The following is a 22,207-nucleotide window of genomic DNA, read 5'->3' as shown; positions in this document are numbered from 1 at the left end:
TTTCAGCAGTAAAAGAAAAAATAGTAAGCGGTACGGCTTTACTATTTTAGACAATTCCCATTTATCGGGGAGTTTGCCGCCCGCTTAAACAACTAAATACATCCACCAAGAGCAGGTATTTTCCACCACGAAAACGGCTGCTCTTTTCTTTTACCCATGAGTAGAAAGGAGCGACCACCTATGACGAAACCGAGAGAGAAAACCCACGAGGAATTGACCGCCGAGATTGAGGACGGGAAGAAGAAAATCCGGCAGTTTGAAAACCGGGAGAAAATCATCAAGCAGAAGCTATCCGTCGAGGAACGCAAGGCGAGAAACCACAGGCTTTGCAAGCGCGGCGGCTTCATGGAGAGCCTTGTGCCGGAGCTGATTGCCATGCCGGACGAGGACGCGAAAGCCTTTTTACGGCTTGCCTTGACGAGCGAGCCAGCACAGGAGTTTTTGAAAAAACGAGCCGGGAACGGGAACGCGGAATAATCCCTTTGGAACAAAGGGCGCACTTATACACCCTTGCGGGCGTGTGCGCTCTGCCGAGGGCTTTATCTCCGCACAGGGAACTTTCCCCGCGCTCCGATATGGCGGCTTTGCCGCAACAAGGGGCTGCACCCCTTGCGCCGCTTACGCGGCTATCCCTGCACAGCCGCCGTTTTTGCCGCTACCGCAGCGGACAGCGAAATACGCCCCCGCCCCAAGTATAAAACTCAACGGGCTTTGCGAAACGGGATAGGGCCTGGATAAAACTGACACATTGGCAAGAAAAACCCTAGCAAAGACGGAAAACTTCTTTGGAAACCCGAGCCTGCCCATACGCCTAAGCCAAATCTTATCCCTTACGAGCGGGGCCTTAAAATTATGGCTCAAAAAGCCCCCCATTTTGGGCAGACGGACAACTTCATCAAGCTGCGAGCCGAAGATGTCTACAATATTTACAAGCTGGCTTTGTAGGGTTTTGACAAAGCAAAATACTTTCGCAAACTTCCTAAAAAGGGCCGCTTTCCGCGGCCCTTTATTCTTCCAATATGTTAAGCCAAAGCCTTATTTTATTCCTGACGACATAATCGTATTTGCGGGAATGATTGTAAAAATATTCGCCTTCAAGTATCTTCGCGTTTTTAGCCTTCTTTTCAAAGTCCTCAAAAAAAGATCCGTAGTCGCTTCTCACAGTGCAAAACGGTATGACCTTCTTGCCCTGAAAATCAGTCTTCTCCAAATACGCCGCAAGAGGCCAAGCCGCTTTCCCCCACCATACAGGCGAACCGACAAAAATAGTATCGTAGTAATTCGGATCCGGCAAATCAGCGACGATAGGCGGATATCCGCCCCCATTTAGATACTTACGGGAAGAAAAATATACAAAGGGGGCTTTTTTTATTTCACGCTCGGGCAATATTTCATAAAGTTTCCCGCCCGTTATAGAGGCTATTTCCTGCGCCAGCCTGCGCGTTTTGCCGCCAAGAGAATAATACACTATCAGCGTTCTGCCCAAATCGGGCAGGGGCCATTCTTCTTCCCCTTCGTGGAGATTTATATCTTTCTTTTTCTTAACGTATACGTCGATAATGTTCCAAGCGGCCAGCACCGCAAAGCCAACCGCGACCAATAAAAGCCAAACGGAAAATTCACTATACATTTTTGCACTCCCTCGCCAAAACGGATTTAAGCATTGACCCCAATAAAGCAAACAGACAAAATACGGCGAAATAATTATCCGCAATCATTAGTAATGACGCCCCGCCCCTTTTGCCGGGAAAAGTAGCCTGCAAAAACAGTTTGGACCATATATCCCTTTCAAAACATACCACAAGGCCGTATACGGCCAAGGCAAAGAAAACTATGCGCAACGCAATGCCCCAAAATCTTGAAAACTTGCCTAAAACGGTCTTTATCCTATCTATATGAAGCCCAAAATGTATTGCCGCCAGCACTAAACACCAATTAGCCGTAAATACGTGTATTTTATGGGCTGTAAATCCACCCCCCAATTCCAGGGAAGAGAACAGGCGGCGCGATATTATTACCCCGCTGAATATAAGCGCAACAAAGGCCGCAAAAAGAGCGGCATTCAAAAAACTCCACGCTAAACGAGTTATATTATATTTCCCTTTAAACAATGCGCCGTACCAGCGGTAGTTTGAGATATTGTGCAAAGCAAACAACACAAATAAAATCATGCCTAAAATCTCATGCCACAAAAGGCCCGTCCCTTTAGGCGAAAAAAGAAAAACAAAAAGGATTAACATCGCCGTATCTACAACGATTTTAAATGTTATATCTTTATTCATCTCCCTCTCCCCGATATTATATTGATACAAAATTTTTATGGTGATGTCTTTCCATATTATATATACTGTTTATTTATGAATTTTTAATATCTTAAAAGGAAAAGGAAAAATTATGGCGGATATTATAAATCAAACGGTATCGTTAATCAACGATAAATTCTTAGGTTATATCCTAATGTCGGCGCTTATGGCGGCGGGTATTTACTTCTCCTTCGCTACGCGCCTTGTGCAGTTCATAAGCCCAAAGAAAATGCTTAATGTTATGAAAACCGGCATTAAAAGCGGAGAGGGGAAAGGACATATATCTTCGTTTCAGGCTTTCTCGATAAGTACGGCTTCCAGAGTAGGCACCGGCAATATAGCGGGCATAGCCATCGCAATAACCGTAGGCGGGCCGGGGGCGATTTTCTGGATGTGGCTTATAGCCGTAATAAGCGCGGCTTCGGCTTTCGTGGAAAGCACTCTGGCGCAAGTGTATAAAGTCAAACAGGGCAAACACTTCCGCGGCGGCCCCGCATATTATATGCAGACCGCTTTGGGCAAAAGATGGCTGGGCTGTATATTTGCGGTAATAATAACGCTGACTTTCGCTTTCGTATTTAATTCCGTACAATCAAACACCATAGCGCAGTCGCTGTACAAATCTTTTAATATAAGCCCGCTTGCAAGCGGGATAATCATAGCGGCGCTTACGGCAATTATCATATTCGGCGGATTAAAGAGAATTGCCTCTTTCTCGGCTGTTATAGTACCCTTCTTCGCGCTGAGCTATATAGCCATAACCCTTATAGTAATGATACTTAACATCGATAAAATGCCGGACGTCCTCGCTTTGATATTTAAGGACGCTTTCAGCCTAAGAAATATAGCCGGCGGCACCTTGGGCGCCACCATTATGACAGGCGCGAGAAGAGGCCTCTTTTCAAACGAAGCCGGTATGGGCAGCGCGCCAAACGCCGCCGCCACCGCAAATATCGCCCACCCAGTAACCCAGGGCTATGTACAGGCTTTAAGCGTTTTTGTGGACACTTTGATAATTTGCAGTTGTACGGCTTTTATCGTTCTGCTCTCGGATTACGCTAACCTCAACCTTGAAGGCATAGCTCTTACTCAAGCGGCGCTAAGCCAGACTATGGGCAGCTTTGGGGAATACTTTATATCGGCAAGCGTTCTGCTTTTCGCTTTTACTTCCATTATCGGCAACTACTATTACGGGCAAGCCAATATCGAGTTCCTTACAGACAAAAAATGGATTATGCCGCTCTTTAGGATTTTAGTTACCGCTATGGTGCTTTTGGGTGCGGTGGCCCAGCTTCACCTAGTTTGGAATATGGCAGATCTGTTTATGACCATAATGGCCTTGATGAACATTAGCGTGCTGTTCCTGCTCAGGAAACAGGCCTTGGACGTTCTTGCCGATTACAGACGCCAAAGGAAAGCGGGCGTGCAGGAACCAATATTTGATCCTGCCAATGTCCCTTCCGTACAAAAGGCCTACGCTTGGCAAAAGCACCAATAACATTTGTGCAAAATAAAGCGCGGCTTAAACGCCGCGCTTTTTAGTTTATTTGCAAAATCCCAAGCCCTCAAGCCAAGATTTTATATCTTCACCCGAAGATTTTACTCGTGAGCCTCTTACGGGCTTACCGTTTAAAACCTCGGAGGAGGGCAAAAGCTGCTTGATATCCCTCTCGCTGCGCCCCATGGCGCTGCCTTCGTGAGTACAAAACGGAACTATTGTTTTGCCGTTGAAATCATAAGATTCCAAAAAGTTAAACACAGCCATAGGCATAGTTCCCCACCAGTTAGGGTATCCGACAAAAACAATATCGTACACGCTCATATCCTCCACATTTGAGGCTAGAGCTGGGCGGGCGTTCTCATCCTGTTCCTTTTTGGCTTGATCCACACAGTCGCCGTAATCGGAAGGATAAGGGGATATCGTCTTAATTTCAAAAATATCGCCGCCGCAATAATCGTTTATTTGTTGCGCCATATTTTTAGTATTCCCGGAATGGGAAAAATAAGCAATCAATATTTTTTTGTTATCGCTCCGCAAAGTGCCGTCCTGCCCCTCTTGCGTTTTCAACCTCATTTCAGAAGCGGAACTCTCTCCGGGGGCCGCCTCGCCCGCGCTCTGCGCGGCATAACCTGCCGCCCCGCTCTTATCTCCGCCGCACGCAGCCACCATAAATACCGCCGCAAAAAACAACATCGTATATATATAGTTCATACTTACCGCCTTTCTTTGTATTTGGCCCTTCAGAATTATAAAAGGGCCATAACAAAAGTATATACCCTGGAGTTGGCTTTAAGTCAACACTTTGTTAGAAACCGATAAAAAAGCCCCCCGCCACAAAGCGGAGGGCTTCATTTTAAATTTCCCTTTTATACGGCAAACGGAACAACTAAACCCCGCCGTCGATTGGGGAATTTAGCAATTTCGACCCATATCATAAGCCTGCTTGTATACGGGCAGTGTTTTAACTTCGCCCATTTTCCACACGCCAAGCCCGTATATTACGCCTTTTTCTTTAGTGCCTTCCAAACACAATACGGTAAACGCGCGGAAACAATCTACGGTGGTCTTTATGTTGTTTTTGTCCGTATCCGCCGCGGTAACTATATAATAAAACTCCTTGCCGGATATTTCGGTATATCGGGCAACGCATCTGTCAATCAATGCTTTCATCTGGGCGTTAATTGAATAAAAATATACCGGGCTGGCCAAAACTATTACGTCGGCGGCGATCATTTTCCCCAAAATCTCCGTCATATCGTCCCTGCGCAGACAATCGCCACTGTGTGAGGCGCAATAATTACAGCCGGAACACATACCGACTTCCTTGTCCCTTAAAAATATCTTCTCCGCTTTATGGCCCGCGTCAAGTGCGCCCAACAAAAATTGGTCGCAGAGCAAATCAGAATTGCCGCCCTTCCTGGGGCTGCCTGAAATTATAAGAACATTCTTAGCCATTTTTTACTCCTTTCTCGCGAGAAGATCCTTCTCGCAAGATAAAATCTTTGTGTCGTAGACTTTAATTTTATAGTTTAATCTCTCCAGAGTTTTACCCATCTCTTCCATCTTGGCTTTCAATCGGTCGCGTTCTGCCACCAATAAATCGCGGCGCTTTCGCTCCGTGCGTTTTCCCTTTTGATAGAGGCTGACATATTCCACCAAAGTTTCTATGGATAGGCCCGCGCCCCTCATGCATTTTATAAACTCCACCCAGCCGCAGTCGGCTTCGCTGTAATCGCGGATCCCGCTTTCCTTGCGGCGTACTTGCGGGATAAGGCCCGCTTTCTCATAATAACGCAATGTATCGGCACTGAGGCCGTATTTCTCGCTAACTTCAGAAATGGTCATATCACTCTCCCCGATAATATACATTATATTACCTTGAGTTAAATCCAAGTCAAGCAAAATAAAAGTCCTTGATATTATTATAATATCAAAGGCTTCAGTTTTAAAGTGTCTTTATATCAATTTTCTTTCTGAGGTTTAAACGAAGTTCCGCGCGAAGCCCGCCGCGCCAAAACCGCAAAAAACGAGGCCCCCGCCGCACACACTACAAATACTATACCGGAAGAAATCATTATATTTCCAAGCCCGACAATCGGCGATACTATGCTCCCAAACAAAAAACCGGCCGCCCCAAGCAATGCCGAGGCCGCACCCGCTTGCGATCCCGCATACCCCATCGCCAAAGCCACCGCCGCGGTAAAAGTAAGCCCAAGCATAAAAAGCAAAACCAGCAATAAACCCTCAAAAACCGCCAGCGGCGCGTTAAAGCCCAAAGCCAAAGCCAATAAAACACTGCATATCATCATACCGCGGCAGCTTATCGATACGCAATGCTCCTGGCTTTTAAACCGCACCGAAAAACCTGCCCCACCGACTATCGCCAGAGAGTTAAGCGCAAACAACAGCCCAAAAGCAAAAGAACTGTAACCGTAATGTTCCTGAATAATAAAGGGGGAAGCCGATATATACGCAAACAGCAACCCCTGCGCGAAGGACATTTGCAAAACATAATACAGATACTTTTTGTTGGCGAAAAGCGGTTTGAAAAGCGATAAAGTCTTGCTTATTTTCTGCTTAGAACGCTTCGGCCTAGAAAGTGATTCGTTAAAATGCAGACACGCTCCCAACAATATCAGCCCGACTATAAACAGTATCCAAAATATTCCCTGCCAAGACATAATCCGCAAAGCGGTGCCGCCTATCACCGGCGCGGCCACGGGCGCTATGCCGTTTATCGCGCCCACCACCGCCAAAGCCTTGGCCAAATTGCGGCCCTTAAATTTATCGGCGGCAACCGAACGGGAAATGACTATCCCACCCGCGCCCGCTATGCCTTGTATCAAACGGAGAAATACGAATATTTCTATCGTCGGGGCGAAAATACAGCCTATGGTTGAAAGCAAGAACAATATCATCGCCCACAACAGAGGCTTCCTTCTGCCGTACTTGTCACTTAACGGGCCAAAAAGTATCTGCCCCGCGGCCAGGCCGAGCATCGAAAACGTCAAACCGAGCTGTACCATAGACGCGCCAGCCGAAAAATAATCAGCCATCGCGGGCAAACTAGGCAAATACATATCCGTAACAAACGGACCGAATGCCGTCAGCATACCCAAAAATACAAATAAAAAAAGGCCGAATTGCGCCTTTTTACGGAGTTTCCCTGCCAGGTTTCTTTATTGCTTCCCATATTTATATTTTATCTTTTTCAAAAACAATCTCCAAAATAACGATAATACAAAACCGTCAATCAAAATGTTAATATATATGCCATGACCAATAATCTCTTTGATGCGCTCGGCCTTAAAAAAAGCGTAATAAAAGCCATAAGGAATTTGGGCTATTCCGCCCCTACCCCCGTACAGGCGGAATTTATTCCCGTCGTACTTCAAGGGCGGGACGCTTTGGCCTCGGCAAAGACGGGAAGCGGCAAAACAGCCGCTTATGCAATACCCGTATTAAATTTCCTTTTGGATTATGATTCCAAAACCGCCCTGTTCGTAGCGCCGACAAGAGAACTGGCCCAACAAATACAAAGCGTTTTCAGAAATTTGGCAAAAGACACCGACATAAACACCGCCCTCATCACGGGCGGCAAGAATATGCAGGGCCAGCTTAAGAAACTTAAAAGCAACCCTAGAGTAATAATCGGCACTCCGGGGCGCCTTAACGACCATCTTAAAAGGAAAAGCCTCAAACTGGACGATACCGCCATAGTCGTTTGGGACGAAACAGACAGAATGTTGGATTTGGGCTTCGCCGCACAAATTGAGGAGATTATATCTTTCCTCCCCAAACAAAAGCAAACTTTAATGCTCTCCGCCACCTTCCCGCCAAGAGTATTAAAATTAGCGGAGAAATATCTTAACAATCCGCAAAAAGTTATCATAGGGGAACTAAACAATCCCGCCGACAACGTAACTCAAAAGAACATAAAAATAGAGGGCAACGAGAAGTTAAAAAAACTTACTTCTCTTTTAAGAGAAGCTCAAGGGCAGATTTTGGTATTTGTCCAAACCCAGCGCGCCGCGGCCGAAATTACCCGATATCTAAAGAAAAACCTCTTCGACGCAGCCGCCTTGCACGGCGGCCTTAAGCAAAAGGACCGCGACGCCGCGGTAAAAGGCTTTAGGGATCAATCCTTTAAAATACTTATCGCTACGGACGTCGCCGCCAGAGGCCTGGATATTCCCGCTATTTCAACCGTAATCAATTATGAGCCCCCTCAAGTACCGGAAGAATATATACATCGCCTAGGCAGAACGGGGCGCTACGATAGAACGGGGCTTTGCCTAAACCTTATCGCGCGGGCGGATAGAGCTCAATGGAAACAGGTGCGCGCTTTCTTGGATAAAAAATATACCTCCCGGGAAAATGCCGAAACTTTGCCTGAAAAACCCGCAATAGAACCCCAACCCTCTTTAATCACGGAAAGTTCTTTTAAATCTCCGCAAGATACAAACCAAGCGGAAAAAACGGGGAAAAAGATAAAAACCGAAGCGGGCAAAAAACTTACCAACGCAGAGAAGAAAACATCCAACAAAGAAAACCAAAATAAAACACTTGCCTTAAATAAGAGCGAGAAAAAAGACCCCGCAGCGCAAATACGGGAAGAATACGTCTTCACGCCTTTTAAAAAAGTATATGTAGGAAAGCCCTCCAAAGAAAAACGCCCTCCACAAAAAGAAGCAAAAATAAACCCCCGTAGACCAAGAGGACGCAAGACAAGCAGGAAAAGATAAACCGATGCGCAGCGCAGGAAAAGAAATCCTCTTGTTGAAAAGTTTAACAATAATTTTTTAAAACTTCCGCCATTATCGCCTGACGGTACGAAAACTTAAAGTTAATCCCCCTAATTTGATATACTAAGGTATGCTTAATTTGATTTTTAGAGTGTTTATTGTGTTTACGGTTTTTATAGCGGGCGCTTTCGTGGGTAATATATATATGCCTCAGAAAACGTTGGAGCAGAGCTATATAGTAGCCTTGGACGAGCCTAAAACATCTTTTGACATAGACGACACCCCAGGCCTTCAAAACGCGCTGAACGCCTTAACGCAAATGAGCAATGCCTTGGAACAAACCGCAATGGACAAGGAAACTATATTCCGTCTTGAGGACGCTATAAAAAAACAGCTCTACGCAAAAACTTTCAAAGCGGCAAAAGCGGAATACGAAATTGAACTTTTGAAAGTACAAAAACATCCGGAAAATCATGACTCTTTCCTTAAAGCGAAGGATGTCTATTACTCCGTATCCGATATGATCGAACAGGCTTATCCGCCGCATCCCCAGCAGGAAATTCTCGTGTTGGATTCGCCCGCAACCGATCAGCTAAACATACAGATTTCAACCGCGGCCGCAAAAGGGGAAACCTTGCCTGCGTCCGCCAGCAGCGCTTTGGCTAAAGGCCAAACGCCCGATATTGAAGATAAAACAAAATAAGGAGGATTTATGGTTGTTGCAAAATTTGCCGGAAATAAAAAAATCAATGTGGAAGCCGAAGGCTTTACTATAAACGTCGATCTGCCTAAAAACAACGGCGGCGATGCTACGGCTCCCAATCCGTTCGTTTTGATGTTATCGTCTCTTTTGGCATGTTCGGCTTATCATTTGTTATTTTTTGTGGAGAAACTCGGCCTTAACAGAGAAGATTTCCATATGGAGCTGATACCGGAGCTTGACGCTAACGGCGATATGCAAAAAGCCTTGATAAAGATATTTGTACCGGACACCTTCCCCAAAGAGAGAGAAGCCTCTTTAATCGGCTCGGTATCGGCCTGCAAAGTAGGCAAACATTTAAAAGCCCAAAGAACTATTGAGATAGTAAGAAAATAGCTTTTTATTCGCCTTATCCGGCTATGTCTAAAAAGGCATAGCCGGATTTTGTTTTAATAAAATACTGCCCCAATTTCCTATATAATTATAGGCCTTTATACCCTTGTGCCATAAAAAAGGATTGATTATAATTTAAGTTGAGGGAGGCCGATTATGAAAAAAACATATTTCTTATCTTTATTGCCGTTAGTTTTTTCTTTGGCCTTGAATGCCGCCGATTTTAAGGAAAGTTTGGCCGACGCGCTTGCGCCTTCGGGCGACAAGTATCTGCTTTTTACGCAAGGTTTTATGCCTTCGTCGCAATTAAAAAAGGAACCCTCCTTTTGGGATGGTTTAATTTCCAGCTTCTCTTTCACAGATAAAGAAGAAAAACAAAAAGCCGTAGCACAATACATATACAATATGTATATAATAGACGCCGCCAAAGGTTTAAGCCTGCCTCAGCCTATGATTGACACATCCTATACCGGTGCGCTTGATCCCATATACCGTTCGGATTTCAAAAACGGCGCGGAAATAAAAAATTTCTATTACAAAAATCTGGCTGACATTAACGCTAAAATAGCTGTTTTCTTCTTTCAAAAAAGATTTTTAAACTACAATTCCAAAGACGCAAAAATATTAAAACAGCAGTCCGACTACATAAATATGCTCGTCAATACCTATAACAGAAATAAAGCCTTCTCCTATAATTACGGGCAAGCGGCGCTGAGCAGGCAGGAACTGACCTCGGCAAAAAAGTTTCTGTTAAAAAAATATATATCAGACAATAACAAAAACAACAAAGATTTGTCAGTAATATACGAGCATACCGACCCGGTAAAAATGCTCGATAACGCCACCAGGGTCGGGGGTTCGTACTCATCCGCAAAGAGTTACACTTATAGACCGCTCAGCCAAGAGTGTGCCGCTTGCTCGTATTCATTCTGCAAACATATTTGCAACGCAACGCAAAACAGATATTCCCTGTATAAATTGCTGAGAGTTTACGAAATTTATGCCAAGCCTTCAAACGGATTGTTGAAAAACTCAAAAGGAAAGACTGTGTTTTTCTCTCCGCAGGGCGAAAAATACCCCGCTTGGGATTATCATGCGGCGACATTATTGGTCTTTGAAGAGGAAAATGCCCTCAGCTTTACCGTTGTGGATACTCTTCTTAGCGAAGAACCCATTTCATACGAGAATTGGCTGGCCTTTTTCGACAAAAAGGAAACTTTCTTTACCATAACCCCTTTTATAAGAAGAGAAACGGTGGAAAAGACTTTTGTGCCTACGGATAAATTGCCATCTTCGTATAAACCGCACCCGGTACGAAAATAGTCAGTTAATCATTTTGAAAGCGGCAAAACCCGCGAAAACGGAAAGCAAACACAATCCCAAAGTCCCCGCTATATACATTAGGGCCTTTAATGTTTCGCCGTCTTTAAACAGAAGCAAAGCGTCCAGACTGAACGCCGAAAAAGTGGTGAATCCGCCCAAAAGGCCGGCTATCAGAAAATATTTCATCGGTTGTATATTCTTAAATTCAAACCCCGCCAAAAAACCTATGATAAGGCAGCCTATAATATTTACGGAAAAAGTGGCAAAAGCATTGTGCAGCCCCAGCCTTGATACAAAAACCGTCGATACGCCATAACGCAAAACCGCCCCCAAAAATCCGCCCGCGCCTACCGCCAATATATTTATCATTTCATCTTTCCTTCTTTAATATCGCCGTACAAAGCCCAAAATCCGCGCCCGTGCTGTTTTACATAGTATAAGGCCTCGTCTGCCCGTTTAATTAAATCGTTTTGATCGTCCGTGTCGTAGGGAAACACCGATATTCCTTGGCTTATCGAGAGTTTTATATCCGCGCCCCCGGTATATTTCGGGTTAAGCTCTATGGCGGAAACTTTTTCCGAAAGACGCTTGGCTATATTCTTGGCTTCTTCGCCCGTAGTTCTGGGCAGCATTATAACTATCTCGTCGCCGCCGTATCGGCACGGCAAATCCGTCTGCCTCAAACTGCTAGATATTACGCTGCTTACCGCTTTTAAAGCCTCATCGCCCAACAAATGGCCGTAAGTGTCGTTTATCGTTTTAAAATAATCTATGTCCATTATTATAAGCGAAAGCGTAAGATTAAAACGTTTGGAGCGGTATATCTCCTGCGCCAAGTTCTCGTTGAAAAAGCGTCTCAGAGCCAATTTTGTAAGTTCGTCGTAATTGGAAAGTTCCTGCACTTTCTCAAAAAGACGGGCATTGTCTATCGCCAAAGCTATCTGAGCGGAAAATTGCTTTAAACTTAAAATATCTTCCGTCGCTATCGGCATGCGCGAGAGCATATTATCAAACACCATCCACCCCAAATTCTTGCCCTGCAAAGTCAGGGGCAGAGTCAAAACTATATCGGAACTTCTTACCGCGGGGCAGATATTTGTCGTACCGTCGCTGCCTGAAGTAAAGTTTTTGGATAAAGCCTCGCTTATGTCAATTTGTTTAACCTCGCCAGACAAATCCGCGCTGTAAGCTTCCTGAAGTTGATTCGTTTTGGGGTCGACCAAATATAAGGAAGTCCTGTCGAAATAGAAGCTCTTTTGGATACTTTTTAAAATTTCTATTAAACTGTCGCTTAAGCGAATGGACGTCGCGAATACTTTTGCCAAATCGTTTAAGGCCTGCGCCCTTTGCAGCTGGGACGTATTGTAATGGTCAATCTCCGTCATATTTATCTTTGACGAGAGTTCCCGGCATAAAGCGATTAGAGATTCTATCTCGTTCTGCGTAAAAGGCTTGTTTTCCTTAAAACGCTCCACCCTTATTACGCCATACGCGCTTCTTGCTCTTTGGCCGCTGGCCAAAGCCTCAAAACTGCCCTGCGGGCTGCGCCATTGAACCAAGACGTATACCGCAGGATAATCCAAACTGGGCGACATCATATAACCGTCTTGCAGAAGTTTTATCACTTCGGGCGAATATCTGTCCACAAAGATGTCTTCCTGCAAGTCATAACATTTTCCTTTTTGGCACATCGTTCTTAAGGAAATGATAGATTTTTCTTCCTTCCAATCGAAGAATAATACCCTATCGGCGGACAAATAATCCGCCAAAACGGGCAAAGCGTGGCGCAAAAGCCTGTCTATATTGGTAAATCTGTCGGACAGGCCCTGATAAAAATTATATAAAAGCAAACTCCTTTTGTTCTGCATGGCTCTACTCGTTATAAAGATGAAGGATATTATTCACATCCTCGTCGCCTTTTTTTAATTCGCTTTTCAATATTTCCGGTGAATACTGATTCATCACTATCGCGCTGGCCGCCTTGGACATTATATTGCCCAAAACTTCCATTACCGTGCCGGAAGCTATGTGGTTTCGCATAGTGCGCGCACCCGCTATTATATGCGCGTAATTGCGTATACGCTGAGGCGAAGCCAGAAGAAAACTCTCAAAACTGCCCTCAAGCGCGGGGAATACCTCCGTCATGGAGGCATACTCTATCTGTTTTTCCGGCCTGGTCAGCCATTTTATCAGATCCAAAGCCGGCTGGATATTGACACTGCCCCTGACTATGCCTAAATTTACACCGCTCATATAATTTATATGCTCCGTGCCCGTTTTTGGTATTGGCAAAGTCCGCACTTTAAAATCCGTTTCCTTACCTTCAAACATCGTGATGCCTTGGCGCCTGGTAAGCATCATGCTGGATTTGCCGCACGATATAGCCCCGTTGGAACTGCGTTCCCTAAGTATAGGCATATATCCTTTTACCGCCAACTCTATAAAATCTTCAATACCCGCCAAAAATTGCGCCGTGCCCAAGCCCGACACTGAGCCGTCCTCATTATAAATATCGGCGCCGCGCCCCCATACACAAGGCAAGGCCGAACGGTAAGAAAGGGATCCGCGCCAATCGTTATTCTGCACGGGATAATAGTCTTCCTGCCCGCCAAAATACTCTTTAAGCCGCGCGCAAGCCTCCAAAAAGCCCGGCCACGTATTAAGAAGTTCCTCAGGTTTTGAAGTTATCAGTTTTAAATGGTCTTCCCTGTAATGAAGCGCCGTTATGTCCATCCACCACGGATAGGAATAAATGTCACCCGTATCTTTTTTATAGCAAAACGGTTTTAGCGGATCCAAACAATTGTCCACTCTGAGCAGTTTGTCCAATTCGGTAAGGTTTTGCAGTATATTGGCTTTGATAAGAAGATTTGTCCAATAATGCGGAAAAGCGATAATATCAGGGCAGCCGGCGCGGCCGATCTCGTGCTTCAAAGTGAACATCTTCGTCCACAAAGTACGCCTGTTTATTACCCTGATGTTTATGCTAAGGCCCGGATTATGTTTTTTAAAATCGGTTAAAAACTTCTCTATCATACGCTGGGTAAGCGTACTGTTGTCGGGCATCATCCAAAAGATCATTTCTTAGGCCAACTCCTCACAACCATATTGGGGTTTATTTTTATATTTCCCGTATCTTTGCCGTACTCAAGTTTCTTGGCCGCGCATAAAGCTATCATCGCGGCATTGTCGGAAGAAAGGCCTTTCATCACAAAGCGCGCCTTTATCCCTTGTTTTTCCGCCTCTTTAGTCAAAATCTCTCTAAGCAGGCCATTGGCCGCCACGCCGCCGCCTACCGCTATATTCTTTACTTTATAACGCTTGGCGGCATCTATGGCTTTCTTGACTAATGTTTCCGCCACCGCCTGCTCAAAAGAGGCACAAATATCGGGCACGCTTATATCTTTATGATCGCGCAAATAATAGCTTACCGCCGTCTTTATTCCGCTGAAGGAAAACTCGCATCCGCCGCCTATCATCGGGCGCGGAAACTTTACGGCGTTTCTATCGCCCTTTAAGGCTTGCTTTGACACTTCCGGCCCGCCGGGATATCCCAGCCCCAGCAACTTTGCGACTTTGTCGAAAGCCTCGCCCGCGGCATCGTCCCTGGTCTTGCCCAGAATTTTATATTCACCGTAATTCTTGACAAGCCACAATTCGCTGTGCCCTCCTGATACTATAAGGGAAATCAGCGGAAATTCAAGAGGAGCCAACTCCGGCCCGCCCGTAAACTCGCACGCCAAAAGATGTCCCTCCAGATGATTTACGCCTATTACAGGCTTTTCAAAAAGATTACCCAAAGTTTCCGCCGCGACGCGCCCAACCAAAAGCCCCCCCGGCAAACCGGGCCCGTTGGCAAAAGCTATGTAATCGGGCACGATATCGCCCAATGCCGCCTTGATTACGCTTGCTATTTTAGCGGCATGCGCGCGGCTTGCAAGTTCCGGCACTACGCCAGCATACTTCTTATGAATATCTATCTGCGTGTATATGACATTGCTTACAACTTCCCGCCCATTTTTAAGAAGAGCCGAAGAAGTTTCGTCGCAGGTACTTTCTATGCCAAGAATATAAGTGTCTTTCACCTTTTGTCCGCCTTATGCTATTTTTCGTTTTTCGACGCAGCGTTTAAGTTGGAGAAAATATCGCGCGCCTTTAATATTTCCACCGCTCTTTCCAATACCGGATCTTCCGCGTTTTCCTTTTCTGCTTTGACGGTCTTCTTTGATGGCGAATAGATTAAATTAGTTGTGTAGAAAGTCGCGGTGCGAGCCTTAGGCAAGTCAAAATCCACTACTATATCCGGCACTATTCCGCCCGTTTCGTCAGCGTTCTTGGCCTTAAAATTTTTATGTATCATACGGCCAAGCGGAGTATAATATTTGGCCACAGTTATTCTTAAGCCCGAGGTATCGGGAAGATTGATAACCTGCTGCACACTTCCCTTGCCGAAAGTGCGCGCCCCGATAAGCAAAGCCCTCTTATGATCCTGAAGCGCACCCGCTACAATCTCGCTGCCTGAAGCCGAAGCCTCATTTACCAGCAATACCATCGGGATATCGGGATATTTGGCCTGAGCATTGCTCTTATATTCTCTAAAGAACTCTTCTTTCCTGCCTTTGGTGTATACGATAAGTTTATTTTCACCGATAAAGAGTTTCGCCATATCTACGGCACTGTCCAAAAGACCTCCGGGGTTAAAGCGTAAATCGACTATCAGGGCTTTCATGCCCTCCTTTTGCAGCTTTTCCATCGCGTTTTCGAAGCCTTCTATCGTATGGCCCGAAAAATCTGTAACGTAAATATAGCCGATATCGCCGCCCAACATTTTGGAGAAAACCACTTCGGGCACGATTTTATCCCTCTTTAAGGTAAATTTCTTTTTAACGGTTTTACCGCTATTTTCGTCTTTGCGGTCAATCTCCACCTTAACTTTGGTGCCGACTTCCCCCCTTAACGCGGCAACCGCCTCGTTGTTTGTCATATCGGAAACGAGTTTGCCGTCTATTTTTATCACTTTGTCGCCAGGCTCCACGCCCGCTTTATACGCGGGACTCCCGGGTAACGGCGTAACTACCGTAAGCTCTCCCTCTTTGGACGAGTTCAGCCGCATACCCACACCTCCGAACTCTCCTTTCGTTTCCTCGCGCATGGCTTTCATATCTTCCACGCTGATGTATTCCGAAAATTCGTCCAACTGCGAAACCATACCGTAAAGAGCCCCAGTTACCAAATCTTTGGGTTGCTTTTCTTCCACATAGTTATCCTGTATCTTTCCCATGACTTCTACAAGTATTTTAAGTTGGTCCAACCCCGTATCTACGCCCGAATAGGCAAACGGAAACATCGTCCCCATAAAAAAAGCGGCTATCATAAAAATTACGTATATATTTATTTTCTTTTTCATAAGTTTTTCCTTTTTCATTTCTTTTCAAGCCAAAGTTCCGGATCCGAAGCAGAAGTGCCGGAGCGCACCTCAAAATACAAAGCGCTCTGCCCGCTGCCCATCGCCGAACCTTGAGTATCCGTCCCGCAAAGTCCTATTATTTGGCCCTTGTTTACCTGCTGGCCCAATCTGGCGCGGATCGCGCTTAAAAATCCGTATATCGTAAAGAACCCGCCGCCGTGATCCACTATCACCACATTGCCGTACGAGCGGAATTCGCCCGCGAATATCACGCTGCCTTCCGCCACGCTCACTATCGGCGTGCCTTTATTTGCGGCTATCTTTATGCCGTCGCGGAATATCCAGGTTTTTAGCTGGGCCTGATATTCCTTGCCGAACTTACTTATTATTTTACCACTTACCGGCCACGGAAGAGAATTGCGCCCGATGTTCAACGCCGCACCCGTCTGCTTTTGGCCGGCTCTCTTCTGTTCGGCTTTGCGCCGAGCCTCGGCCTCTTTAAGTATCTTCTGAAGCTGCGCCGCCGAGGCTTTTAACTCTTTCAAATCTTTACTTGCTTTTTCATACAAAGCGTGCGCCTGCTGCAAGTCCTCTTTCTTCTTATTGTAGTTGCCCTGTATCGCGGTTTTTTCTTCCTCCAGCTTATCGCGGCGCGCCAATAAATTTTCCTGTTTCTCTTTGTAGCCTTCTATCTCTTTTTGAGTATTTTCAATCTCGTCGGAAAGTTTCTGCATGAAAACCGCGTGCGTCTTTAAAGTGGAAGAAAGCGCCAAGGCGCGGGTAAGCTCGGAAGAATTATAATATTTCTCTCCGAGTATTCTTTCAATCGCATAATTGGAAAATTCTTGCTTCATTATATTCTGCCACAGCGGCAAATTGCTCTGCACCACTTCCCTATGCTGGCGCATTAAACTGCTTTTTGTCTGCATGCCTTCTATATCGTTGCTGATTTTTACGGCCAGCTGTTCGGTCTGTTTTTGCTTTTGGGTAAGCGCTTTGAGTTCTTTTGACAAAGCCGCTTCGCGGGCCTTATATTTTTTTAATTGCGCTTCCTTTTCCTTGGCTTGGCGCTCTATGGCGGCAAGCTCCTCCTTAGATGCCGCGTTTAAGGGCGCACCCATAAGCATAAACAAAGCAAAAAACGATATTAAAACTTTTTCCATTTAGCCAAAGTCCACCCAAGCATAAGAGTCAGCACCAAACAGCCCGCCTGACCCCAAATATCCCAAATAAAACCCTGCTCGCCCGCCAGTTTTAAAGGGGAGGCCAATATATAACTCAACGCCAAAGCCAAAGCATAGGCAAAAATCCCGCATATCACCCCGCCCATGCGCGTGGAAAGCGATGTTATTCTTATATAATAAGCCTCAACAAAAAAACAAAACGTCAAAAAGAAAAACGCGCTCAGCCCCAATACTATATTTATATATTTGACTATCCCGCCCAAATATATCGCCGCTTGGGCTTGGCTCTCTTTATAATAGGCTTGAGCGTCTTGCGCCATTGAAGAAAAATGCTCCGCTATCCACGCCTCCGGATTCATCATTACGGATTGGCTTGCCTTTATCTCAAAAAAAGCCGGCAGGAAATCCTCTTTGGGCAAAAAAACCTCAAAGCCGTTCTGCTCCGGCAATGCGCCGGGCAAAGCCAAAGCCTCTTTCGCGTTTAAATACCTGACTTCGCTTACGCCTTCAAGAGAGTTTAGCTTCTTCGTAAAATCTTCCGTCTCCGAAGAGCTGGCATTGTTAAGAACAACCGCTATTTTAAAATCGCTCATCAACATATCAAACGAATTATAAGCCTGGCTCCTCATAAACAATGCGCCCTGCGCCAAAAGCGCAAAAGCCAGCAATATAAACATTATCCTGCTTTGCCCAGTGAATACGGCTTTATTTTCCGTCATATAAAAATCCTTCTATTATCTTGTTTATCTCGGTATTGTGCAATACCCCGGGTTTCTCCGGCGCGCCCGATCCGTAAAAACTTACGAAAAGCGGGCTGCCCGTATGATTGCCCGTACTCCACACTACGCCCAATCTCTTGTTGACTTCTTTTAAACTATCCTCAAAATCGCCTTTATCCTCTATTACGTCTAAAGGCAGTTCATAACCCATATTCGCTTTAAGATAATCCTGTATAGCCTTCGGCGTTTGACGCTTTTCGCCCAAAGCCTCAAACTCAGCGCGCATATCGCGCTGCATTTTGGTTTGTTTGGCTATTATATCCAAATTGCTCTTGACCGAATAATCCTTCTTATCGTATAAGGGATAACCTTGTTCTTGCTTTAAATTCAATTCCTCTCCCTTAACTTTCCTGTATTGGAAGCCAAAGCCGCCCGTATCGTGGTCAGCAGTTACTATTACCATAGTATCGGGATTGTCGTCCGCCCATTGTTTTATGTAGCCCAAAGTTTCGTCCAATTCCAAAAGTTCGGCCAAAGCCGCGCCTTGGTCATTATCGTGCAGCATCCAGTCCAAAGCGCCCGCTTCCACCATAAGGAAGAACCCTTTTTCGTTTTTGGAAAGTATTTCTATCGCTTTTTCAGTCATTTCCTTAAGATTGGGGGCGTATTCCGCCGGATTTACGCTGTATTGTATCGCGCTGGCTCCAAATAAGCCTATTAGCTTTTTATTCTTTGCTTTTTTCAGGCCTTTCTTGTCAAATACCAAAGGATATCCGCTTGTTATCAGTTTCTGGAACAAACCGTTTTGTAACGCCGGTTCAAGATCTTTGCGGTATGGCACCTTTTTAAATATGCCGGAATATCTGTCGTCCTGCAAATCCTGATCGGAGATAAAATAGTTAAGCCCGCCGCCCAAGAGGACGTCCGCGCCGCTGTTAAGAAGAGAAAGCGAAATTTCCTCATATTTCCTGCGGCTGTCCGTACCCGCGGCATACGCCGCAGGCGTAGCGTCGCTTAAATAGACGTCGGTAACCAAGCCCGTCGCCATACCTAACTTCTGCGCCTTTTTCATCAGGCTTTCGCCGATTTGTCCGTCTGCGCCCATACCCAAATATTCCGGATACGTAAGCGTGCCTTTTGCCATATGCGTGCCCGCCGCGGCGGAATCGCTGACTATCGTTTCTTTAGTCGCGTTTAACACTATGCCCAGATTAGAGGCGGAAAACAGTTTCTCCATATTTGAGGTCCTGTCGGCATAAGGCGAGTTCTGCGCATAGCGCGCGTATTGCAATAAAAGCCCCATCGCCGCGGGCCCGCCGCCGTCGGCTACCACAAAAATTACGTTTTTCTTGCCCTGCGCGAAAGCGGGAGAAAACAAAAATAAAGCTATAAACAGAGAAAATATTTTCCGCATTTAAAATCTCCTCCTAAGTATCTCGTTAAAGCATTTCATATACTGCCTTGAGGAATTCTCCCAAGAGAAATCCTCCGCCATCGCGTTGACCAGCATTGCTTTCCATACTCTTTTCTTGCAGTATACGCTCAGTACGATATTTAAGGCGTTTATAAGACCGTTGACACTCATTTCGTTTATAAAGAAGCCGGTTTTAAGTTCCGCCGTCATATCGCCTTCATATCCTTTTACCGTATCGGCAAGGCCGCCTACCTTGGATACCACCGGCAAAGTCCCGTAACGCATGGAAATCATTTGGCTTAAACCGCAAGGCTCAAACCTTGAAGGCATCAAGAACATATCCCCGCCCGCATATATCTTATGCGCCAAAATTTCGTCTACCACAGCCCTAAAGGCGAAAGAGGACGGGTATCTGGCCGCGAGTTCGCCCAATATATGCTCCGCGTTGGGATCACCCTTGCCCTCTATTATAAATTGCATTTTCCCTTCCATAGCCCTTATCAAATCGGGCAAAAGGTCCACGCCTTTTTGATAAGCCAAACGGCTTACCATAACGCACAGCGGGATATCCGGGTTCTGCGGCAAGCCGCAAAGTTTTTGCAGCTCGGCTTTGCATAAGGCTTTGCCTTTTAAACTTTCGTCATCGTAACCCATCGGTATCATTGTATCCGTTTGCGGGTCCCACACTTCGCCGTCTATACCGTTGATTATGCCCAAAAAGTCCGCGCCTTTGTGCCTCAATACGCCTTCAAGCCCGAAACTGTTTTGTCCCCTCAAAAGTTCCTGCGCGTAAGTGGGGCTGACGGTGTTTACTTTATCGGCAAACACTATTCCCGTCTTTAGATAGCTTATCCCGCCCCAATACTCAAATTTGTCGGGCGTGAAATCAGGCTCGAAAAAGCCCGCCTTGACAAAACTGTCCCGCCCGAAATAACCCTGATACGCTATATTGTGTATCGTAAACATACAGCGCGTGCGGGTAAAGAAGGCGTCGGTTTTGTATACCGTCTTAAGATAAGCCGGCAAAAGGCCTGCCTGCCAGTCGTGCGCGTGGATTATATCGGGCCTGAAGCCTATAAATTTGCACGCCTCCAGCACCGCGCGCGAAAAGAACATAAACCTTTCGTCGTTATCGGCGTAATCGCCATGCTTGGTGAAATACAGTTCCGGCCTGTCGAAATATTTGTTCGACTCCACAAAAAACACCAAAGCGTTGCCCCATTTCAAATATGATATTTGCGCAGGCTCCAAACGCGAGCCGACCGGTATATAAAATACGCCCGGCACCGTCCTTAAAGAAGAGGCGTTCTTAATATTTCTGTAACGCGGCAAAAATAACAACACTTTGGTGCCTCTCGTTCTTGAAAAGTCCTGCGTCAGCGCGCCTACCACGTCGGCCAGTCCACCCGTTTTGCAAAAGGGAAACGCTTCGCTAGCGGCTAAAACTATATTCATAAATTTCTCCTCAAGTTTATACTTCTATTTTAATTCGTCAAATCCTTCTTTAAGCATATCTTCTTCAAGACCGCTTTCCTGCTTAAAACCCTCTTCTGGCAGAACGTCTTCTTCCTTCTCTTCCACGCCTTGCGAAGGCTGCCCAGATATCAAGCTGCCCGGTGCCGAGTCCGTTTGATCCTCCGATGCGATATCCAAATCCGTTTCGCTTTGCGCCGCATTTACGACGCTTTCGGCATTATCCGAAGAGCTATCCCCTCTCTCTTGCGCTTCGGCGTTTTGCTCTTGCGGATGCTCGGGCAAATTGTACTTAGGCTCGGTTATGTCTTGAGGCTCCGTATCCGCAAATCCCCCAAAACCTTGCACCGCGTCGGAACCTTCCGGCGTATTCCTGGTATAAATGTCTGCCTCCTCTTCAAGCGGGAGTATGGCCTCCTTGACTTGCGGCAAACTGGGGCCAAAAGGCAAATCGCTCTGTATTTCCCGCGGGCCTTTGCTTTCAAAAGTCTTAAGTTCGGGCAGCTGCGAAATATGGTTTAATCCAAATACTCTTAAAAATTCGTCCGTGGTGCCGTAGACCATCGGCTTGCCGGGCGCGTCCTTGCGCCCCACCACGCGCACCAGGCCGCGTTCCATAATCTTTTCCAACGGGCCGACGATGTCTACACCCCTTATAGCTTCTATCTCCGCTCTGGTAACGGGTTGTTTATAGGCGATTATGGCTAATGTTTCCAAGGCCGCGGGCGAAAGTTTGTCGGAGCTTTTCTCGTTAAATAAAGCACGCACCCACCGCCCGTATTCGGGTTTGGTCGACATCTGAAAGCCGCCCCCAAGCTCCACTATCTGTATAGCGCGTCCGCTTTGCGCGTATTCCTGCGCCAATGCATTTACTATGTCCTTAGTCAGCTGGATATTGTTTATCTGCGCCACTTGCGAAAGTTTCGCCGCGCTTAAAGGACGGTCCGTTATAAAAAGCAGATTTTCCACTATCCTTTTATAATCTTCCCTGCTGAAAACTTCCTCTTTGCCCTCTGCGGCAATATTGGCTTTCTCTTCCATTTGC

The 22,207-nt window shown here is 46.0% G+C and carries 23 protein-coding genes; 6 read left to right on the top strand and 17 right to left on the bottom strand.

What is annotated here, in order from left to right:
• Nucleotides 1-180 precede the first annotated feature (180 nt).
• Complete coding sequence (locus tag ACQY3M_RS06015; protein WP_428066750.1) at nucleotides 181-477, top strand: DUF3847 domain-containing protein; 297 nt, start codon at nucleotides 181-183, stop codon at nucleotides 475-477.
• Nucleotides 478-618: 141 nt separating this feature from the next.
• On the opposite strand, the gene ACQY3M_RS06010 is transcribed toward ACQY3M_RS06015, so the two are convergent.
• The 3 genes from ACQY3M_RS06010 to ACQY3M_RS06000 form a co-directional block, all read right to left on the bottom strand.
• The gene (locus ACQY3M_RS06010; protein WP_428066749.1) at nucleotides 619-861 is read right to left on the bottom strand and encodes a hypothetical protein; all 243 of its coding nucleotides are present in this window, start codon (nucleotides 859-861) and stop codon (nucleotides 619-621) included.
• Nucleotides 862-1,006: 145 nt separating this feature from the next.
• Nucleotides 1,007-1,630 (bottom strand): flavodoxin, encoded by a 624-nt coding sequence (locus ACQY3M_RS06005; RefSeq protein ID WP_428066748.1) that lies wholly within the window; start codon nucleotides 1,628-1,630, stop codon nucleotides 1,007-1,009.
• On the bottom strand, nucleotides 1,623-2,282 hold the full coding sequence (locus tag ACQY3M_RS06000; protein WP_428066746.1) for a DUF4405 domain-containing protein: 660 nt from the start codon (nucleotides 2,280-2,282) through the stop codon (nucleotides 1,623-1,625). The genes ACQY3M_RS06005 and ACQY3M_RS06000 overlap by 8 nt, the downstream gene beginning before the upstream one ends.
• 112 nt (nucleotides 2,283-2,394) lie before the next feature.
• Between ACQY3M_RS06000 and ACQY3M_RS05995 the strand changes: the two genes are divergently transcribed.
• A complete protein-coding gene (locus ACQY3M_RS05995; RefSeq protein WP_428066744.1) occupies nucleotides 2,395-3,801 on the top strand; it encodes an alanine/glycine:cation symporter family protein in 1,407 nt (468 codons plus the stop codon).
• A gap of 45 nt (nucleotides 3,802-3,846) precedes the next feature.
• On the opposite strand, the gene ACQY3M_RS05990 is transcribed toward ACQY3M_RS05995, so the two are convergent.
• From ACQY3M_RS05990 to ACQY3M_RS05975, 4 genes are all read right to left on the bottom strand, one after another.
• Entirely contained in the window at nucleotides 3,847-4,515 is a 669-nt protein-coding gene (locus tag ACQY3M_RS05990) for a flavodoxin (RefSeq protein ID WP_428066743.1), read from the bottom strand.
• 201 nt (nucleotides 4,516-4,716) lie between these two features.
• Nucleotides 4,717-5,259 carry a flavodoxin family protein gene (locus tag ACQY3M_RS05985; RefSeq protein WP_428066742.1) on the bottom strand — a complete coding sequence of 181 codons (543 nt, stop codon included), beginning with the start codon at nucleotides 5,257-5,259 and terminating at the stop codon, nucleotides 4,717-4,719.
• Nucleotides 5,260-5,262: 3 nt separating this feature from the next.
• Nucleotides 5,263-5,649, bottom strand: a complete 387-nt coding sequence (locus ACQY3M_RS05980; protein ID WP_428066741.1) for a MerR family transcriptional regulator — start codon at nucleotides 5,647-5,649, stop codon at nucleotides 5,263-5,265.
• A 116-nt stretch (nucleotides 5,650-5,765) separates the two neighbouring features.
• Nucleotides 5,766-6,977 (bottom strand): multidrug effflux MFS transporter, encoded by a 1,212-nt coding sequence (locus ACQY3M_RS05975; RefSeq protein ID WP_428066753.1) that lies wholly within the window; start codon nucleotides 6,975-6,977, stop codon nucleotides 5,766-5,768.
• 102 nt (nucleotides 6,978-7,079) lie between these two features.
• Here ACQY3M_RS05975 and ACQY3M_RS05970 point away from each other — a divergent pair, with 102 nt between their 5' ends.
• From ACQY3M_RS05970 to ACQY3M_RS05955, 4 genes are all read left to right on the top strand, one after another.
• Nucleotides 7,080-8,549, top strand: a complete 1,470-nt coding sequence (locus ACQY3M_RS05970) for a DEAD/DEAH box helicase (RefSeq protein ID WP_428066739.1) — start codon at nucleotides 7,080-7,082, stop codon at nucleotides 8,547-8,549.
• A gap of 130 nt (nucleotides 8,550-8,679) precedes the next feature.
• Nucleotides 8,680-9,252: a hypothetical protein gene (locus tag ACQY3M_RS05965; RefSeq protein WP_428066738.1), complete on the top strand. Its 573-nt coding sequence runs from the start codon at nucleotides 8,680-8,682 to the stop codon at nucleotides 9,250-9,252.
• A gap of 9 nt (nucleotides 9,253-9,261) precedes the next feature.
• Entirely contained in the window at nucleotides 9,262-9,645 is a 384-nt protein-coding gene (locus tag ACQY3M_RS05960) for an OsmC family protein (protein WP_428066736.1), read from the top strand.
• A gap of 153 nt (nucleotides 9,646-9,798) precedes the next feature.
• The gene (locus ACQY3M_RS05955) at nucleotides 9,799-10,965 is read left to right on the top strand and encodes a protein-glutamine glutaminase family protein (RefSeq protein ID WP_428066734.1); all 1,167 of its coding nucleotides are present in this window, start codon (nucleotides 9,799-9,801) and stop codon (nucleotides 10,963-10,965) included.
• On the opposite strand, the gene crcB is transcribed toward ACQY3M_RS05955, so the two are convergent.
• Genes crcB through scpB form a run of 10 tightly spaced genes read right to left on the bottom strand, consistent with a single transcriptional unit; the run spans nucleotide 10,966 to nucleotide 22,203 of the window.
• Nucleotides 10,966-11,334 carry a fluoride efflux transporter CrcB gene (gene crcB, locus ACQY3M_RS05950; RefSeq protein WP_428066733.1) on the bottom strand — a complete coding sequence of 123 codons (369 nt, stop codon included), beginning with the start codon at nucleotides 11,332-11,334 and terminating at the stop codon, nucleotides 10,966-10,968.
• On the bottom strand, nucleotides 11,331-12,833 hold the full coding sequence (locus ACQY3M_RS05945) for a sensor domain-containing diguanylate cyclase (protein ID WP_428066732.1): 1,503 nt from the start codon (nucleotides 12,831-12,833) through the stop codon (nucleotides 11,331-11,333). The genes crcB and ACQY3M_RS05945 overlap by 4 nt, the downstream gene beginning before the upstream one ends.
• A gap of 4 nt (nucleotides 12,834-12,837) precedes the next feature.
• Nucleotides 12,838-14,046 (bottom strand): extracellular solute-binding protein, encoded by a 1,209-nt coding sequence (locus ACQY3M_RS05940; protein WP_428066731.1) that lies wholly within the window; start codon nucleotides 14,044-14,046, stop codon nucleotides 12,838-12,840.
• Nucleotides 14,043-15,050, bottom strand: a complete 1,008-nt coding sequence (tsaD, locus tag ACQY3M_RS05935; RefSeq protein ID WP_428066729.1) for a tRNA (adenosine(37)-N6)-threonylcarbamoyltransferase complex transferase subunit TsaD — start codon at nucleotides 15,048-15,050, stop codon at nucleotides 14,043-14,045. Before tsaD ends, ACQY3M_RS05940 begins: the two co-directional genes overlap by 4 nt.
• 17 nt (nucleotides 15,051-15,067) lie before the next feature.
• A complete protein-coding gene (locus tag ACQY3M_RS05930; RefSeq protein ID WP_428066728.1) occupies nucleotides 15,068-16,372 on the bottom strand; it encodes a S41 family peptidase in 1,305 nt (434 codons plus the stop codon).
• Between the two features lie 14 nt (nucleotides 16,373-16,386).
• On the bottom strand, nucleotides 16,387-17,535 hold the full coding sequence (locus ACQY3M_RS05925) for a murein hydrolase activator EnvC family protein (protein ID WP_428066727.1): 1,149 nt from the start codon (nucleotides 17,533-17,535) through the stop codon (nucleotides 16,387-16,389).
• A complete protein-coding gene (locus ACQY3M_RS05920; RefSeq protein ID WP_428066725.1) occupies nucleotides 17,520-18,275 on the bottom strand; it encodes a permease-like cell division protein FtsX in 756 nt (251 codons plus the stop codon). Before ACQY3M_RS05920 ends, ACQY3M_RS05925 begins: the two co-directional genes overlap by 16 nt.
• Entirely contained in the window at nucleotides 18,262-19,689 is a 1,428-nt protein-coding gene (locus ACQY3M_RS05915; protein WP_428066723.1) for an alkaline phosphatase, read from the bottom strand. The genes ACQY3M_RS05920 and ACQY3M_RS05915 overlap by 14 nt, the downstream gene beginning before the upstream one ends.
• A complete protein-coding gene (locus tag ACQY3M_RS05910) occupies nucleotides 19,690-21,144 on the bottom strand; it encodes a glycogen synthase (protein ID WP_428066722.1) in 1,455 nt (484 codons plus the stop codon). It abuts the gene before it with no gap.
• A 24-nt stretch (nucleotides 21,145-21,168) separates the two neighbouring features.
• Nucleotides 21,169-22,203 carry an SMC-Scp complex subunit ScpB gene (gene scpB, locus ACQY3M_RS05905; RefSeq protein ID WP_428066720.1) on the bottom strand — a complete coding sequence of 345 codons (1,035 nt, stop codon included), beginning with the start codon at nucleotides 22,201-22,203 and terminating at the stop codon, nucleotides 21,169-21,171.
• Nucleotides 22,204-22,207: the final 4 nt, after the last annotated feature.

This window comes from Candidatus Proelusimicrobium volucris (assembly GCF_959605025.1).
Lineage (GTDB): Bacteria > Elusimicrobiota > Elusimicrobia > Elusimicrobiales > Elusimicrobiaceae > Proelusimicrobium > Proelusimicrobium volucris.
This window is presented reverse-complemented; position numbering and strand designations above follow the sequence as displayed.